Source organism: Acinetobacter johnsonii ANC 3681 (assembly GCF_000368805.1).
GTDB classification, from domain to species: Bacteria; Pseudomonadota; Gammaproteobacteria; order Pseudomonadales; family Moraxellaceae; genus Acinetobacter; species Acinetobacter johnsonii.
Window position 1 is genome coordinate 227,003 of sequence record NZ_KB849703.1, and the last position, 18,294, is coordinate 245,296.

Sequence of the window (18,294 nt, forward strand, 5' to 3'; positions counted from 1 at the left end):
TCTATTTCAATATTCTATTTCAGTTAAATTAAGCAGCGTTGCTGTCTACGGTATAATTCGCAGCCCATTGTTCAAGGATGTCTTGATAAGGCTTAATAAAGTTCTCTTCAGTCCATTTACCTTGCTTAACCGCGAGCTGACCACGTTCAACACGGTCATAGACAATTTGTGTTAATGAGTAATCTGGATACTCTAGGCTGGCTTGATAGACTTGGGACGCTGATGAATTTGCATTGTAAATTTCAGGGCGATAAATCTTTTGGAAGGTTTCCATGGTGCTAATCGCACTGATCAACTCAAGATCGGTGTAGTCCCGCAGTAAATCACCCGCAAAGTAGAATGCTAAAGGTGCAGCGCTCCCTTTTGGCATAAAGAAGCGAACCTGTAAGCCCATTTTATGGAAATACTCATCGGTACGTGAATATTCATCTTGTTTATACTCAACGCCTAAAACAGGATGCTCATTGGCAGTACGGTGATACTTCTTCGCTGTTGAAACACTCAAACAAATCACAGGCTGTTGATTAAACTCTGCTTTAAAAGTCTCTGAGTTCACCAAGTATTGATACAGTTTGCCATGTAGATCACCAAAACCTTCAGGTGCATACGACGTCGAATTCTCTTTATTATGTTCTTTCAGCACCACGCTAAAATCGTAGTCACGTACATAAGATGAGAAGCTATTCCCAATCATGCCTTCAATACGCTGATGGGTATGATGATCATTAATCGTGCTTTTCAACATTTCAATAATTGGGAAAGTTTGACCATTCCCCTCAATGTCTAAATTTGCAGAAATAATATCGATTTCAAGCGAATAACGATCACCATTCGGGTTATCTGTTTGTGCTAAGGCATTGAAACGATTGTTAATCATACGAAGTGTATTACGTAGATTCTGCTCACGGCTTTCACCGCGCGCCAAGTTAGCAAAGTTCGTCGTTAGACGTGTGTTATCTGCTGGTTGATAGTTCTCATCAAAACGAATGCGTTTAATTGAACATGCAAACTCTGTACTCATGGCGATCTGTTACCCTATATTTCTGCGATAAAACTGAATTTCTTTCATGCTCTTTCTAGACTGTCCAATTTTCTTTTTGGATCTTTCTAGCAAATCGTCTTTTCAACCTTCTCAGATTTTTCTGACCATCAGGCTAAGAAGCAACGATGAATATGATCTATCGTTAAGAGCGTGGTTTAATTTATACCTGAATGATCACATGAATAAAAATGATTTAATCTCACACCAAAGTGAACTAAATTCATGTTTAGAAATTCTGTCGCTTTAACAATGAATTGCGCATAGATAATTTTTTGTGGATATACGAAAGGAAAGAATGAAAACATCAGCCCTCGTGCGCGAGCTGTGAAAAGTCATGATATTGCTAAATCAACGTCATCAACAGGCTACATCCCTATTTTAATTATCTATTTATATCGGCAATTTAAGGTCATAATCTAATTATTAAAATATTAGATAAAACGGGCAATTCAATGGTTTTGTCCGTGGGAAAATGATGAGCGAAAGCTTGGTTTTGAGTTCGTGCATTCATTAACTTTGACTTCGCTTTCTGACCTTGGCTCTTCCTCACAGAATCAGGAAATTTAATATCGTTCCTATCACCAATCAGAATTAAAAAAATAAATATTCGGTCTTTATATTAAGAACAGCTCACCTATATCAAGTAAAACTAAAGAATCATCTCATGCATTTTTTGCATAACTGAATTAAAAATTGCATTGTCGTTTTTTTAAAAAAAAAGTAACACTTGCCACAGTTAAATCCCCAATCGACGATTTAGCACTCAATATCTAAAGCAATGCCTCTATAAATTGATCAACATGGAATGTCATCAATGCCTTGCTATATCAGGCCAAAAGTTGATGAAAAGAAGATTAAAGAAGGAACGATAAGTATGAAGCAGAAGAAATTACTGAAATATATTCTGATTGCCATGATCTCAGGAATACTGATTGGTTGGGCTTTTCATAGCACTTTAACAACTGCACAAACCACAGAACTTGCCGCCTATTTTAAAATTGTGACCGATGTATTCTTAAGATTAATTAAAATGATTATTGCACCCTTAGTATTTGCAACAATCGTTTCCGGTCTTGTCTCGATGGGAAAATCTTCTTCTTTGGGATCAATTACCTTAAAGGCCATGAGTTGGTTCATTGGTGCATCATTTATTTCACTTTTACTGGGCATGGGCTTAGCCAATTTATTCCAACCTGGCGCTGGGATGAATCTCACCATTCCTCAAACAGCGGTTGATATCGGTGTCAGTGCGACAAGTCTGAGCTTAGAAAGCTTCATTACGCATATTTTCCCGCGTAGTTTTGCTGAAGCCATGGCCAATAATGAGATATTACAGATTTTGGTTTTCTCAATTTTCTTTGGTTCTGCACTTGCCTATGTGCAACATCAAAGTGAAGTGACCGTCATTGGTAAAATTATTGATGAACTCTGCAAGGTAATGTTCCGAATTACAGATTATGTCATGGCATTTGCCCCTATCGCCGTTTTTGCAGCCATTGCTTCCGCTATTACTATCCAAGGCCCTAAGCTGATTATCGATTATAGTATTTTCATTGGACAGTTCTATGTCGGATTACTGGTGCTTTGGACTCTCCTGATTGCTTTCGGCTATATCTTCTTGAAAAAAGATATTTTTAGATTGATGCGAATCGTGCGTGAACCCACCATGTTGGCATTTGCGACCGCAAGTAGCGAATCGGCTTATCCAAAAACCATGGAAGCTTTGGATAAATTCGGTGTGCCTAAACGCATTACCAGTTTCGTTCTCCCTTTAGGTTATTCTTTCAACCTCGACGGCTCGATGATGTATATGGCATTTGCCGTGTTATTTATTGCACAAGCCTATAACATTGATTTAAGTTTTTCCCAGCAAGCGCTCATACTCTTTACCCTCATGATTACGAGTAAAGGGATTGCAGGTGTTTCACGAGCATCCATTGTGGTGATTGCCTCCACACTGGCTATGTTCAAGCTTCCTGAAGCTGGTATTCTATTAATTTTGGCGATTGATCAGTTTTTAGATATGGGCCGTACGGCAACCAATGTGATTGGAAATAGTATTGCAACGGCCGTGATTGCACGCACTGAGGGCAATAAAGATGAGTTTACGGAGCAAGAAGGCAACATGGTGAACAACCTTCCTCCTGCAAACCAATTGGCCGATAACAGTTAGAATTATTTATAGAGAAAATAAAAGGTGATTTTTAAATAGTAAGTAAAGTCCTTTATTTACTATTCATAAAATCACCTTATTTATTATTAAAATATATCTCACAATGATTAAATAAAATAATCCATAAAATCCAATTATTTATTTTTCTGAATTAAAATATTCCAAATATAATCAATTCGATTTGAAAATGACATTTCACGCTTAACCAGATAGACATCTTGGAATAAATAGTACTGCTTACCGTCCAGTACTTTTAATTTATTTTCTTGAATCTCTCTTTCAACCAATAATTTCGGCAGCCATGCCACACCTAAACCTTGCAACACCAGCTCTTTTAAATCACCTGCATTATCCGTCTCATATAAAGTTCTATAATCCAACTTATTTTCAATCGCTTCATCCACACAGTTTCTTAAATATGCTTGTTTACTATAAGACAACAAAGGAAAAGACTGATCGAGTGAATATTTGGCAGTCCCGTCATGATCTAAGGCTGTCACAGGGAGGATTTCCATTTCAACAATTTCATAAAATTCGAACAAAGAACGATCGAATTGTTCTAATGTTTTTTGATCACAATAACTGATTAAAAAATCACACGAGCCATCTTTTAATAAGCGCATCCCCTGTTTGAAATTTGAGGCAATAATTTCCAATTTTAAGTCCGTCATATCCATCGCTAACTCATGAATAAAGCGGGGGAAAAACTGGGTAATGAGCGAGTGTGACACTGCAAACTTGACGGTTAACTCATCATGTTTCACATTCTTTTCTAAATACTTTATTGTTGTAGTTAGTTGATTTTGTATGTTTTTTGCCGAAGCCAGTAAAACTTGGCCTGCTTCTGTGAAATCAATATTTTTACTATATCTTTTCAAAATTTGGAAACCAAGTGAGTTTTCAATATTTTGAATTCTACGCGTAAAGGCAGACTGTGTGACATGTCGTAGAGCTGCTGCTTGAGATATCGATTTTTCTTGCTCTAACGCAAGTAAATCTTCAATCCATCGAATTTCTAAAGTCATAACTCATTCTTCACTCATCCTTTGATCAATTATAATCTATTATGCAAAAAATGCATGTAGTAATATATTTTTACATTAGAAAAAAAACCGTGCGCACATTAATATCAATTTATTCGAGATTAGAGTCTATTTAAATGAACATTAAGATTAACACACGCGTTGAAAAGGATTTATTAGGACATAAAGAAATTCCTGCTCATTGCTATTATGGCGTACAAACTTTAAGAGCTTTAGAGAACTTTAATTTAAGTCCAAATAAACTCAATCAATTCCCTGTTTTTATTAATGCCCTTGCAATGGTTAAAGCTGCATGCGCAGAAGCCAATTTTAAACTCAATAAACTTGAAGAAAATAAATACAATGCCATTCAATATGCATGTGAACAAGTTATTAATTATAAGTATCATGACCAATTTCCAATTGATATGATTCAAGGTGGTGCGGGAACATCCACCAATATGAATATCAATGAAGTACTGGCTAATATTGGATTAGAACATTTAGATCATTTAAAAGGCGAATATCAATATTTACATCCAAATAATGATATTAATATGTCTCAGTCAACCAATGATGTCTATCCAACGGCAATTAAAGTGGGTTTAATTTTTGCAATAGAGCAATTGAACAGCCCGTTTCAAAATTTAATTCAAAGTTTTAAGAACAAGTCAGATGAGTTTTCGCATATCTTAAAAATGGGTCGTACCCAATTGCAAGATGCTGTTCCAATGACCTTGGGTCAAGAATTTGGCGCATTTGCAAATACCTTACAAAATGATTTAAACAAGCTCAATGACATCATGCCGTCTGCTCTAAGTGTTGTAAATTTGGGCGGAACAGCAATTGGAACAGGGATCAATACCGAAGTTAAGTATCGTGAATATGCCATCGCAGCATTGTCTGAAATTACGCAAAAGCAGATCAGTAGTTCACCTGATTTAATCGAAGCAACCTCAGATATGGGTGATTTCGTTTTATTATCGAGCTTCTTAAAACGTACCGCGACTAAACTCTCAAAAATTGCCAATGACCTGCGTTTGCTTTCTAGTGGCCCTCGTACTGGTCTGAATGAAATCCATTTAGAACCGCGCCAACCAGGCAGTTCAATTATGCCAGGCAAAGTGAATCCTGTTATCCCAGAAGCCATGAACTTAGTGTGTTTTCAAGTGATTGCCAATGATTTAGCCATTACTTTGGCGGCCGAAGCAGGTCAGTTACAGCTCAATGCGATGGAGCCGTTAATTGCTTTTAAACTGTTCGAATCGATCGATTTGTTAGGTAAAGCTATGCAAATGTTCCAATACAAATGTATTGAAAACATCCGTGCCAATGCTGAACACTGTCAGGCAAATGTAGATAATTCAATTGGCATTATTACTGCACTCAACCCATATTTGGGCTATGAAACAACGACTCGTATTGCAAAACAAGCGAATGAAACTGGTCAAAGTGTATTGGCTTTAATTAAAGCTGAAAACCTATTGTCTGATCAAATTTTGGCTGATGTGCTATCGATCAAAAATATGGTTCATCCTCAGCAATCTTTATCATGATTTATTAGCATTTCGTCTTTTTAAAAAGGGATCTCATCAGAGGTCCCTTTTTTATAGAGAGGAAAAGTATGCTATGTCACTCGTATTAGCTGAACATTTTTATTCTATAAAGCTCTTTTTTAAATACCAAATTTGCCTAGCCATAAAAAAAGAACTTGATATAAATCAAATCCTTTTTTTACTTCATACAACATTTACTAACTGCACAAGTTAGAACGGAAGATCATCATCCATATCTGCTGGTGCTGCCGCAGGCGCTGACTGAGATGCCGCCTTTGGTGCAAAACCGCTTGGGTTATTGTTCGCATAACCACTTTGTTGGTTGTTGCTATTACCCGCTGCTGGATTACCGCCATAACCGCCTTGGTTGTTGTTATTGTTATAACCACCACCTTGGTTATTGTTGAAACGTGGTTGTGCATAACCATCATTTCCGCCTTGCATTTGCTCACCTTGCTGACGGTTGTTGTCTAGCATCTGCATTTGCTCACCACGAATTTCTGTAGTGTAGCGTTCTTGACCATTTTGATCTGTCCACTGACGAGTACGTAGTGAACCTTCAATATAAACTTTCGAACCTTTACGTAGGTATTGTTGCGCAATTTCACCTAGACGGTTGTGTAACACAATACGATGCCATTCGGTTTGCTCTTTACGCTCACCTGTGCTTTTGTCTGTCCAAGAGTCGCTCGTTGCAATTGAAAACTGTGTCAACGAACCACCGTTTGGGAAAGTTTTCGTCTCTGGATCTCGGCCTAATGTGCCCACTAAAATAACTTTATTTACACCGCGCATCTGATGTTTACTTCCTATCTATTTCTATTATTTACTTTATAAGAGTTATGCTTAAATGGCTACCTCTTTCCCCAACAACTGCGTTAAATCTTGTCGCGTAGCATCATCTATTTGCTGCTTATCGACTTTTACATACGCTACTTGCTGATCAGACATCACCACGACCTCTTCAATACCACGAATCGCTAAAAGCTGTGAAGTCCATTCGTCCGTTTGTTTATGTTCAGGTAAACGCAATACCATCGAAGACAAATAGCGCGGTTGTGCCAAGCCAAAACTAATCAATAACCAAACAATCGCAAGTCCAGTCAGGATGCTCCAACCCAAAGCAGTATTGTTTAACAGCAACAACTGACCACCTGTGACACCACCAAAGAATGCGCCTAAAAACTGGCTGCTGGCATTTACGCCCATCGCAGTCGCTTTAGACTGAATCGGCGCAGCTTTCGATAACCATGACGGCAACAACGCTTCCATGACATTAAAAGCAATAAAGAATAAGCCCAAACCTGTCAGCAAAATATACTTCGACTCAAAGCCAAAAATTAGGATGCCTAAGCCTAAAATAATGCCGCCAATAGCCGTTAAAAAGATGCCTCGCATTTTGCGATATTTTTCAGCCAACACAATACTTGGGAACGCAAAAAATAGGCTAATCACCAACAGCGGTAAATACACCCAGCCATGCGAATTTAGTGGAATTTTTGCAAAGTCGATGAGTTGCGATGGGACATAAATAAACATTGCCGTCAGCAATAAATGTAAGCTAAACACCGATACATGCAGACGGTTCAGATCGCCCATTTTTAAGACTTGTTTGAGCTGAGCCAAATAGCCTTGCTGATAATTACGATGATGGCGGGTGACTTTTGGCACCAAAAACAACATCGAAATGGCCGCCAAACCCATGATGGTGGTCACCCAGAATAATCCTGAAATCCCCACTAAACCCGTAAGCCACGGCCCCAAACTAAAAGCCACAGCAAAAGAAACGCCGATACTCATGCCCATGGTTGCCATGGCTTTCATACGGTTTTCTTCACGGGTCACATCCGCCAGTAATGCCATCACCACCGCAGATACTGCCCCCCCACCCGCAATGGCACGACCAATAATCACCCCATAAATGGTGTCGGACATCGCTGCAATTGCACCACCCAAAGCAAATAGAAGCAGCCCAAAAACCACCAAAGGCTTACGGCTATAACGGTCAGCAATCAAGCTGAAAGGAATCTGTAAAATAGCCTGTGTTAAGCCATAAATCCCCACAGCCAAACCGAGCAACGCAGGCGTTGCATATTCATAGGTCTGCCCTGCCACAGAAAATACAGGGATGATCATGAACAAACCCAACATGCGTAAGGCAAAAATACTGCTTAAGGCAAAAGTTGAACGACGTTCTAAAGCATTCATCATAAACGAGGACAGACTGTATTGAATTAATCTTGGATCAAGATTATAGGCTATTCAATCCGACTAGCGGCATGAATTTTATGTTTAATAAAAGCCTTCATGATCTGAAAAACAAAAAGCGCAGCCAGAGCTGCGCTTTTCTTCGGTTTAAAGCAATCTGCTTTAAGCGGCTTGATGTTTTTTGTATTGAATAGATGCAATAACAGCCCAAACAATAAAGGCCACACCAATTAAACCCGTGACGACTTCTGGTACATGTAGACCTGTACCACTTGCCAGCATAATGAATGCTAAAGCACCAATTGCGTAGTGTGCACCATGCTCAAGGAAGACATAGGCATCCAAAGTCCCTTTTTCGACCAAATAAATGGTCATCGAACGCACGAAGATCGCACCAATCGCGAGACCCAGCATAATAATCACGACATCCGAAGTAATGGCAAACGCGCCAATTACGCCATCAAAACTGAACGATGCATCGAGTACTTCTAGGTATAAAAAACCACCAATACCTGCTTTGACCACACCTGTAGTTGCGCCATTGGCATCATGCGTAACTGCATTGCCGTCTTCATCAACTTCAGGTTCACCGCCCAACAAATGACTTAAGACTTGTACACCAATATAAACCACGATGCCCCAGATTCCCGCCATGGTCACCACCAGACGTTTGGCTTCATCGACATTAGCCGCCATCACCAAAAGTGCAATCAGTGCAAGGAAGACTGACATTGCAGGAACATTGGCTAAGTTAGTCAAACGGCGTTCTAACCAGCGGAACCAGTGCGTGTCTTTCTCTTCATCTAAGAAGAAGTTTAAGAACACAAGTAACAAGAATGCTCCACCAAACGCAGCAATTTCAGGGTGGTGATCCATCAGACGTTGTGAGTAGGTTTTTGGATCATTTAAAGCCAATTGAACAACTTCAACGAAGCCCATATCTGCAGTTACCGCCACAATTGCGACAGGGAAGATTAAACGCATACCAAATACAGCGACTAAAATACCCACGGTAAGGAATAACATTTTCCAAAAATGATCCCAACCTCGTAACACAGATGCATTGACAACGGCATTATCAAAAGATAACGAGACCTCCATCACCGCTAAAATTGCAGTGATGGTCAAAGCAGTAAACATGGTCTTTAAGCCCGCTTCTGGTCCATGGGTAAAACCCCAGTACGCAGACAACGCAAGACACACGATCGTAAAAATGATAGAGAAACCAAAATGTTTCATCATGACAGATCGACCTATAAAAAAATTTGGAGATGAACGAAAACTTAAAAAACAGGTTGAGTTTTATGGCCGCAATTATGACGCTTTTTGCGCCTGAAACCAAAACATCTTCGTTAATTTTTACTTATCTCACCGATGTACGGAGATGGTCTGTTGTTCCGCGTAAACTGTTGTTATAGTCTTGCCCATATTTTGGCTTCCCTCAGGATCTAATCATGGCCTTTTCCCAAGACGTTTGGCAACGTAATGTCGACTTATATCAAAAAACACTGGCTTTACCTTTTAACCAAGAATTGGCTTCAGGCACACTTAATAAAGAAGCGTTTTGCCATTATGTGATTCAAGATGCGCACTACTTGGTGGCTTATGGTCGTGCTTTAGCGGTGTGTGGTGCCAAAGCGTATGAGGCTGACGACATTATTCAGTTTAGCCAAGGGGCTAAAGAAGCGATTGTGGTGGAACGCAGTTTACATGATGGCTTTATGAAAAATTTTGATATTTCAAAGCAGCAGTTTGAAGAAACACCGCTAACTTTAGCATGTCACCATTACACTTCATTTCTAACGGCAACAGCATGGTCTGAAAGCTACCCTGTAGTGTTAGCAGCACTCTTACCTTGTTTTTGGATTTATGCTGAAGTGGGTAAAGACATTGTGGATAACTCTATCGCCAACAACCCGTACCAAGCGTGGATTGATACTTACGCGGGGGAAGAATTCAACCAAGCGGTACGTAATGTAATTGCAACCATCGATAAAGTGGCTGCACGTTGCGATGCGGATACCATTGAGAAAATGCATAAAGCCTACCGTAAAGGGGCTGAACTGGAATGGTTGTTCTGGGACAGCGCTTATAAACAGCAGCAATGGCTCGGTTTAGACCACGCTTAAAAGCGAAAATGATCCAAAAAGCCCTGAACCCTTCAGGGCTTTTTATTGACCGAATATCGTATTTTTTCAGAAGGCGCGATTGCTATTTTAAGCATTTAAAACTAAACTTCAATAATGATAATAATTATCATTTACATAATTAACTTTCGAGGGCCGTTCTCATGCATCCTGATACTCTAGGTACTGAAGCCATTCGTGCATTTTTTACCGTACAATGTTGCTGGCTGAATAACGAAGAAATTTACCTTGAAAAAGGCTGTTTACACTGCGGTTCTGCCGCGACCTATCTCATTTATTATACCAATCCACATATTCAAAAATTGATGTTGGCGTTTATTAAAAAATATCATTGCGTTTTAAGTCGAGAACAAGACTTACTCGACCTACCAGACTTTGAAAATGACTACGACGCCTTCTTACAAACTCTTGAGCACGAAGTCAATTTCTATGCCCGCCTCCATCATGACATTATCCGTCCCTTTGCTTTTGAGACGGTCGATTCAATCTTTGAACGTCCTTATGCGCTAGCATGCTAAATGCTGCAACCACAACAACACTCTATCCCTGAAGGCGTATGGCAAACCAAAAATAGCACAACCATGATACAACTTTTGCTCTGCGCCGAATGGGTGATCCTCTCTTTTTTAGGGAACTTATAAATACCTTTCTGTCTTCAGTCGCAGCCAATATCGATAGCTTGAGACTTGTTTCAACACTGAAATCTAGCTACAGTCTAGCAGCATCAATTTTCTTTTGGCCGACATGATTTGTCGCTATAAAATCATGTTTAACACTTGAATAAAGCATAAGTCGTTATCATATACCTCCTTCATCTGCACAATTTCGAGATAGTTTTATGAGCCAAAGTCATATCCGTATTCGAGGCGCACGTACCCATAACTTAAAAAATGTGAACCTTGATATTCCCCGCGACAAATTCGTGGTGATCACGGGACTTTCTGGTTCAGGTAAGTCATCGCTTGCATTTGATACGCTGTACGCCGAAGGCCAGCGTCGTTATGTCGAATCGCTTTCGGCCTATGCGCGCCAGTTCTTGTCACAAATGGAAAAACCTGAAGTTGACTCAATTGAAGGTTTAAGCCCTGCAATTGCGATTGAACAGAAGTCAACCAGCCATAACCCACGTTCTACGGTGGGAACCATTACCGAAATTTATGACTATTTACGTCTACTCTACGCACGTGTCGGCACGCCATTTTGCCCAGAGCATGATTTGCCGATGGTGGCACAGACCGTATCGGAAATGGTCGATGCCGTAAAAGGATTGGATGAAGGGACAGCACTGATGCTGCTTGCACCAGTGGTGCGTGAGCGTAAAGGCGAATATTCCAACTTGTTTGAACAATTACAAAGTCAAGGTTTTGTCCGAGCGCGCGTCGATGGTGAAATTGTAGATCTCGACCCAATTCCAGAACTCGATAAAAAGAAAAAACACACCATTGAAGTGGTGGTGGATCGTTTTAAAGTTCGTGATGACCTCGGCAACCGGATTGCAGAATCTTTTGAAACGGCACTGCGCTTAGGTGGTGATATTGCTGTTTTGTCTTGGATGAACGGTGAACACCCAGATCGGGTCTTTTCGGCTAAACACTCGTGTCCTGAATGTGACCGTGCTGTTGCGGAACTTGAGCCGCGTTTATTTTCATTTAACAACCCCTTTGGTGCCTGCCCAACCTGTGATGGTTTAGGAACCCGTAGCCATTTTAGTGCCGAAAAACTCATTCCAAGTCCTGATGTGTCGATTAACCAAGGCGCTATTCGTGGTTGGGATAGACAACGTCCGTACTACTACAGCATGATTGAAAAAGTGGCTGAGCATTTTGGCCTTTCTTTGGATACGCCTTGGAATGAATTGGATGCGGATACCAAAAAGAAATTTTTATACGGTACAGGCAAAGAAAAAGTTGATTTAAGTTATATCGATGAGCGTGGTCGTAAACATAATCGTGTACAACCTTTTGAAGGAATTTTGCCACATTTAGAACGTCGCTATCGTGAAACAGAGTCAAACTATGTTCGTGATGATTTAGCACAGTACCTGTCTAATGCGGCATGTGATGCCTGCGGCGGATCACGTCTAAATGAAATTTCACGTCATGTTCGAGTAAAAGACAAAACCATTGCCCAAATTACCAAAATGTCGATTGGTGATGCGGAAAGTTATTATCAAGATTTAAATCTTGATGGTGCAAAAGGTGAAATTGGCGATAAGATTTTTAAAGAAATTCGTGAGCGTTTACATTTCTTAGTTTCAGTGGGTTTGAATTATTTAAGTCTTTCTCGTTCAGCAGAAACATTGTCTGGTGGTGAAGCGCAACGTATTCGTTTGGCTTCGCAAATCGGCGCAGGTTTGATGGGTGTAATGTATGTCCTCGATGAACCATCGATTGGTCTGCATCAACGTGATAATGATCGCCTACTTGAAACCTTAGTCCGTTTACGTGATTTAGGGAATACGGTTTTGGTCGTTGAGCATGATGAAGATGCGATTCGTGCAGCAGATCATATTATTGATATTGGTCCTGGTGCTGGTATTCATGGTGGTCATGTGATTGCTGAAGGAACGTATGATGAGATCCTTGCCAATAATGAATCACTTACAGGTCAGTATTTATCAGGCAAACTGAAAATTGAAGTGCCGAAAAAGCGCACTGAACCACCAAAGCCTGAAGAACAAATTAAGTTAATGGGTGCTGCGGGTCATAACCTACAAAATGTGGATTTAGTCATTCCTTTAGGTGTGATGACCTGTGTCACGGGTGTGTCTGGTTCAGGCAAGTCGACGTTAATTAATCGTACTTTATTGCCTTTGGCAGCAACACAGCTGAATGGTGCGACCACTTTAACCGCTGAAAAGTTTGATTCAATTGATGGTCTGCAATTCCTTGATAAAGTGGTTGATATTGACCAAAGCCCGATTGGTCGTACACCTCGTTCTAACCCTGCAACCTATACGGGTTTGTTTACCCCGATTCGTGAATTATTTGCACAAACACCTGAAGCTAAGGCTCGTGGTTATGCAGCGGGACGCTTCTCGTTTAACGTGAAAGGTGGTCGTTGCGAAGCCTGCGAAGGTGACGGCATGATCAAAGTGGCAATGCACTTTTTACCTGATATGTATGTGCCTTGTGATAATTGTCATGGTGAACGTTATAACCGTGAAACTTTAGAAGTGGGTTATAAAGGTAAGAATATTTCCGATGTTCTCAATATGACTGTTGAAGATGCCATGCATTTCTTTGATGCGATTCCAGTGATTCATCGTCGTTTGGAAACACTGAATCAAGTGGGTTTGGGCTATATTCGTTTAGGTCAGTCTGCAACGACACTGTCAGGTGGTGAAGCGCAGCGTGTGAAATTGGCTCGTGAACTTGCGAAACGTGATACGGGTAAAACGCTATATATTTTGGATGAACCCACTACAGGTCTACATTTCCATGACATTGCTAAACTGTTAGATATTCTTCATGAGCTACGCAATAAGGGCAATACCATTGTGGTGATTGAGCATAATTTGGATGTGATTAAAACTGCTGACTGGGTAATTGATTTAGGCCCTGAAGGTGGTGCAGGTGGTGGGATGATTATCGCGGAAGGAACGCCCGAGGTAGTGGCGAAAAATAAAGTTTCACATACTGCGAAGTTTTTAAAGCCAATGTTGAAGTGATTCTGGGATTCTCCCACTTGAAGAGGGGGAATTTCCTCCTTCCACATAACAGGCAACATGAATGTCATCTGTTTGACTATGCTCAAGGGACTAAGCATTAGTCAAACAAGTGGGTTTTGTCACTTTTGCCTAGTAAAAATGAGATAACGCTACACAATGGCAATTAAGCCAACAATCCAGTAGGAAGATGCTCTAAAACGACAGTCATTAATACCAATCGTTCAACTTATTATTCAAAAGCTCGAATCTGCTCAGCAAGCAAAGCCAACTCTTCATCATTTGCCCGCTGAAAATCATGTGATGAAATATAGCCTTCGTACTGCTCAAAATATTTATCAACATTAGAGTTTACAGCTTTCCAGTTTTCATGCATTTGCTTGGTTCCATGCATAGGGAACAATTTTGCATGTATATGATCGACGCCAAAACCTTCAAATACCATTGCAGTCCGCCCAACGTCTTCAAAAAACCCGTCTAACTTTTTCACAATTTTCTTGGTGTAAAGTATCAATTCGGTGAGAACATCATCATCCAAATCAAAAGCATAACTTGTGTAATGTTTTTTGGGGATTACAACAGCTGCACCCAAAGTATTGGGGAATATCGTGAGAAATGTTATAAATTCATCATTACTATCAATAATATGGCAAGGTATTTCATTTCGTGTCATCTGACAAAAAATAAAGTCTGTTCCCATTTTCCCCCTCATTTATTCTTTTGTACTGTTATTTAATTTACTTATTTATTTTGATCTAATTCTTTCAAATATAATATGACTCATTCACTTCATCGACTGAATAAGCCACAACCTTATTTTTACCCTGCTCTTTGGCTTGAAACAAAGCACGATCGGCTTTTTCTAACAGTGCCATCCAACTGGTCGCACCAATTGCCACCCCAATACTAATACTAACTTTCAAATCAGGGCAGCGTACATTATCAACTGACTTCGCTTCATAAATCTCAGAACGAATCTTTTCCGCGATTTTTAAAGCGCGCTCCATTCCAACATTTTCAATCAGCACAATAAATTCGTCACCACCGTAACGTACCAACAAGTCAGATGTCCGAATATTTTCTTTTAATTTTTCAGCCACAAACTGAATCACCTGATCCCCCATCAGGTGCCCATACACATCGTTGACCTGTTTAAAGTGATCGATGTCGATCACCATTAAACAAGTCTCAGAGAATTGAGTGGGCTGATTTTCCAAAAGCTTAATGTATTCATTCAGTGCATAACGGTTTGCAACCCCGGTTAATGAATCCAAATGCGCAATATTCTTGAGTCGAAACTCCAACGCATCTCGCTGCTGAAGTGTCTGTTTTAACTGCTGAATCGCTGTAAATAAAGAATACATATTGGCTGGTTGATCTTTGGTATCCATCGGGTTGGGCCGAATACTGGAATGGGATAAATCAAACAAAATTTCACGCGCTTGAATGAGTGGACTAAACACTCTCTTGCGCGCATAGATCATGGTAAACAGTGCCGCAAAAATTGAAATAAGTGAAATACCCACCGTTGTGAGCAAAATATTTTGTGCTTTATGCTTTTCAATGATGGCTTTTTCAACGCTATATTTGAGTAAATAATTTTGCAATTCCACCACGGTCGAAAATTTATCAACGATTGCTTCGGTTAACTGTGTCCCCGTTAAATAGTACGGTCGATGGTAGATACTTTCATTCATCAAGCGCTCAACAATCAATAGCCCTTTGGCTAAAAACTCGTTATAAACCGCTTGATGCAGCACTTTAAATTCTTCGGTTTTATCACGCTCGGGCTGTAAGGTATCAATGAGTTCCCACAAATACATCACTTGCTTCCGAGTCTGTAAAGAACGCGCTAAATTGGTTTCAGGAATCGGTTGTTTAAAAGCTACATGCGCCATTACATTGGATGCAGCACGACCAGCCTGATCGCGTAAGTCCGCTAATAATAAAATTTGGACATAGAAGTTTGAAACAGCGGTGTCTTTGCCTTCAGATACAGCGATTACGTCTTTTAAAACATCATGACTACGATCCCAAGCATTAAACATTTTTAGGATGGCTTGATCCATAGTCTCGGCATTACGTTGCTCACGTGGTAGAGCCGCATAGGCATCTACCTGTTGTCTGCCTTGCGTTAAAGCTTCATCTAAACGGTCAAATAAACTTAAATCTAAATTTGGGAGATTCGAATGCTTTAAAACCTCTAAGGTCTTTTGCATCTGCTCATCTACCGTGAGCCGATACAGTTTTAACTCAAGCACATGCTGGGCAAAGTCTTGCTGATTACTCGACATGAGTTTGTTGGCTGGCGCACGCTCTCGTGAAATCTTATTGGCCAAGTCTGCAACAGCTTGTAGGGCTTGTATTTCAGTTAAAGCTTGGTTGGTTTTGATGTAATCGCGATAACTTTTGACCATCAACGGAATGGATAAGCTGCACAATGACAAAATAATAATGCTCATTGCAATATACAGCTTTTGACTCAAATACTCAGAGCGTATTTCTCGCATACTTTAACCACGCCCCATTCCAAAATAAAAGAAAACCAAATTAACTGTTTATTATACGAACAGTATATCGTGTATTTAAGTGATTAATTCTTTGTTTTGCATCGTTTTAAGATTTCATCAGCCCCAAATGATCACGGCTAAACTTTCACGCACCTATGAAAGCTAAGTCAATCCATGCTTAATAATATTCATGTTTAGTGTGAATCTCATTCAATATTTTCTAATTTTCCCATTTTTTAAAGTGCCTATATTTACACATGCAACATTTAGGTGCATAATGCACAGTATTGGGGCGAATTAGAGTATATCCTCAGCAGATATTCTAATTTTCCCACAAGTTTTGGCGGAAAAAACCAACTTCTTTTAGAAGTTGGTTTTTTTTTACCCAAATAAAAGTTTTTAATGAAAAATTCAGATTTATAATTGCACCAATATAGCGCACCAAATTTCAATATGTTTTTATTCAGAAAAAAAGAAGATCTCGAAAATTTAAATAAAAAAAAGCCCAACCTTGGGGAAAGTTGGGCAGATAAACAAAAACTGTTTGAGGAGAATTAGCTTCTCAGAAAACAACAATATTGTTAAATGATTCGCTAAAATTATTATGAAATAAATCTGCTCTATTGTAAAGCCAACCAAAGCACTATGGATTAATATAATTGCATAATTATTGTGAGAATTATCACAAATACAGAGAAGATATGTACATTATGCAATCAAAAACCGTGTTTTCTGCGCTAATTTTAGGCATTTTTTAGACTTAGAACACAAAAACGCCTATGTTTGAGGCACTTCGTTTAACTTTTTTACCGTTTGTTCTTATTATTTCAATCTAATTTATCAATCATAAATCAAGTTCAGTACAATTCAATATCGCGCATTCTCTGTTTTCTAAATAGATATACCCTATTGTTCTGCTGTAAGTTTTTTTTGGTTGACATGAATATACTCAATTGAGCACTTTTTAACCTTTAGCACGGTTAGAGTAATTACTCAATAATGTAATACCATTAGAGTTCATTGACTTAATAAATTGTTACAATAGAATAGCCTTAGTTTAATCCAATGTTAACAATCTGGTAAATATCATGAAAAAACTCGGTTTAGCCACTGCTTTATTATTAGCCATGACCGGTGCTCAAGCATACCAATTCGAAGTACAAGGTCAATCTGAATACCTCGATGCGTCTGCTGCAAATGACAAAGATTTTACTGGCGGTTTGCAAGGTACTTTCTACTTTAAAGATGTTGATTCATCTAAAGGCCCTTTAGCTGAAGCTGCTTTCTTAAACCAAGCGTCTAATGTATCTGTAGCGTATAACTATGCTGAACTAGATGCTGACGTAGTTGCTCACAACTATGGCGCTAAAGCTGAAGCTTATGTACCAACTAAATTCGTTCCTGCTTATGCAAGCGCGTCTTACAGCCACACTGTTCTTGATGGTAAAAATGGCGAGTCAAATGACCAAGGCGACCGTTATGCTCTTGAAGTGGGTGCTTTAGCTGCTCCAAACTTCTTGGTTGCTGTAGGTTATACTAGCGTTGCTGACCAATTTGCTCTTGATGCGTTCAATGTAATGAGCAATGGCGCAGTTAAAGCTGTTGGTGAAACTGTAACAATCGGTGATGACCAAGACGCGATTACTGCACGTACTAAATACGTAGGTAACATCGACGGTACTAACATGGCGCTTGGCTTAGAAGCTGGCCTTGTTTATGGTGACGACACTGCTTACCAATTAAAAACTGACCTTTACTTAACTCCTGCGTTAAGTGTTGGCGCTTCTTATGTTGAATCAAGCTTTGCTGGTACTCCAGATTCAGCTTGGGGTGCAAACGTTAACTACTTCATCACTCCAGCAGTTGCTGTAGGCGCAAGCTATGTAAATGCTAATGCTGAAAGTGCAAATCTTGATACACAATCTGTTGGCGTAAACGCTAAATTCCGCTTCTAATTCAATTTAGAAAC

At 39.6% G+C, this 18,294-nt stretch carries 13 protein-coding genes; 6 read left to right on the top strand and 7 right to left on the bottom strand.

Translation table 11 applies throughout. From position 1 onward, the window contains the following. Positions 1-28 precede the first annotated feature (28 nt). Positions 29-1,021, bottom strand: a complete 993-nt coding sequence (locus F946_RS01430; RefSeq protein ID WP_004978188.1) for a DUF1852 domain-containing protein — start codon at positions 1,019-1,021, stop codon at positions 29-31. A gap of 895 nt (positions 1,022-1,916) precedes the next feature. On the opposite strand from F946_RS01430, the gene F946_RS01435 reads away from it, so the two are divergent. Beyond that, the gene (locus F946_RS01435; protein ID WP_004978190.1) at positions 1,917-3,215 is read left to right on the top strand and encodes a dicarboxylate/amino acid:cation symporter; all 1,299 of its coding nucleotides are present in this window, start codon (positions 1,917-1,919) and stop codon (positions 3,213-3,215) included. Positions 3,216-3,349: 134 nt separating this feature from the next. Here F946_RS01435 and F946_RS01440 read toward each other — a convergent pair whose 3' ends face one another. Continuing rightward, a complete protein-coding gene (locus F946_RS01440; RefSeq protein ID WP_004978191.1) occupies positions 3,350-4,240 on the bottom strand; it encodes a LysR substrate-binding domain-containing protein in 891 nt (296 codons plus the stop codon). A 134-nt stretch (positions 4,241-4,374) separates the two neighbouring features. Between F946_RS01440 and F946_RS01445 the strand changes: the two genes are divergently transcribed. Next, positions 4,375-5,793: an aspartate ammonia-lyase gene (locus F946_RS01445; protein WP_004978193.1), complete on the top strand. Its 1,419-nt coding sequence runs from the start codon at positions 4,375-4,377 to the stop codon at positions 5,791-5,793. Positions 5,794-6,003: 210 nt separating this feature from the next. On the opposite strand, the gene ssb is transcribed toward F946_RS01445, so the two are convergent. The 3 genes from ssb to F946_RS01460 all read right to left on the bottom strand — a co-directional run bounded on the left by ssb (position 6,004) and on the right by F946_RS01460 (position 9,243). Next, on the bottom strand, positions 6,004-6,588 hold the full coding sequence (gene ssb / locus F946_RS01450; RefSeq protein WP_004978196.1) for a single-stranded DNA-binding protein: 585 nt from the start codon (positions 6,586-6,588) through the stop codon (positions 6,004-6,006). Between the two features lie 51 nt (positions 6,589-6,639). Then, positions 6,640-8,004, bottom strand: coding sequence for an MFS transporter (locus F946_RS01455; RefSeq protein WP_004978200.1), 1,365 nt, complete (start codon positions 8,002-8,004; stop codon positions 6,640-6,642). 159 nt (positions 8,005-8,163) lie between these two features. After that, positions 8,164-9,243, bottom strand: coding sequence for a DUF475 domain-containing protein (locus F946_RS01460; RefSeq protein WP_004978202.1), 1,080 nt, complete (start codon positions 9,241-9,243; stop codon positions 8,164-8,166). Positions 9,244-9,455: 212 nt separating this feature from the next. Between F946_RS01460 and tenA the strand changes: the two genes are divergently transcribed. The 3 genes from tenA to uvrA all read left to right on the top strand — a co-directional run bounded on the left by tenA (position 9,456) and on the right by uvrA (position 13,818). After that, positions 9,456-10,130, top strand: coding sequence for a thiaminase II (tenA, locus tag F946_RS01470; RefSeq protein WP_004978206.1), 675 nt, complete (start codon positions 9,456-9,458; stop codon positions 10,128-10,130). Positions 10,131-10,291: 161 nt separating this feature from the next. After that, complete coding sequence (locus F946_RS01475; protein WP_004978208.1) at positions 10,292-10,666, top strand: hypothetical protein; 375 nt, start codon at positions 10,292-10,294, stop codon at positions 10,664-10,666. 320 nt (positions 10,667-10,986) lie between these two features. Beyond that, the gene (uvrA, locus tag F946_RS01480) at positions 10,987-13,818 is read left to right on the top strand and encodes an excinuclease ABC subunit UvrA (RefSeq protein ID WP_004978210.1); all 2,832 of its coding nucleotides are present in this window, start codon (positions 10,987-10,989) and stop codon (positions 13,816-13,818) included. 229 nt (positions 13,819-14,047) lie between these two features. Here the strand turns inward: uvrA and F946_RS01485 are convergent, their stop codons facing one another. Continuing rightward, complete coding sequence (locus F946_RS01485; protein WP_004978213.1) at positions 14,048-14,515, bottom strand: HIT family protein; 468 nt, start codon at positions 14,513-14,515, stop codon at positions 14,048-14,050. 64 nt (positions 14,516-14,579) lie between these two features. Next, positions 14,580-16,325: a GGDEF domain-containing protein gene (locus tag F946_RS01490; RefSeq protein WP_004978215.1), complete on the bottom strand. Its 1,746-nt coding sequence runs from the start codon at positions 16,323-16,325 to the stop codon at positions 14,580-14,582. 1,088 nt (positions 16,326-17,413) lie between these two features. Between F946_RS01490 and omp33-36 the strand changes: the two genes are divergently transcribed. Beyond that, positions 17,414-18,280, top strand: a complete 867-nt coding sequence (gene omp33-36 / locus F946_RS01495) for a porin Omp33-36 (RefSeq protein ID WP_004978218.1) — start codon at positions 17,414-17,416, stop codon at positions 18,278-18,280. The last annotated feature ends 14 nt before the right edge of the window (positions 18,281-18,294 follow it).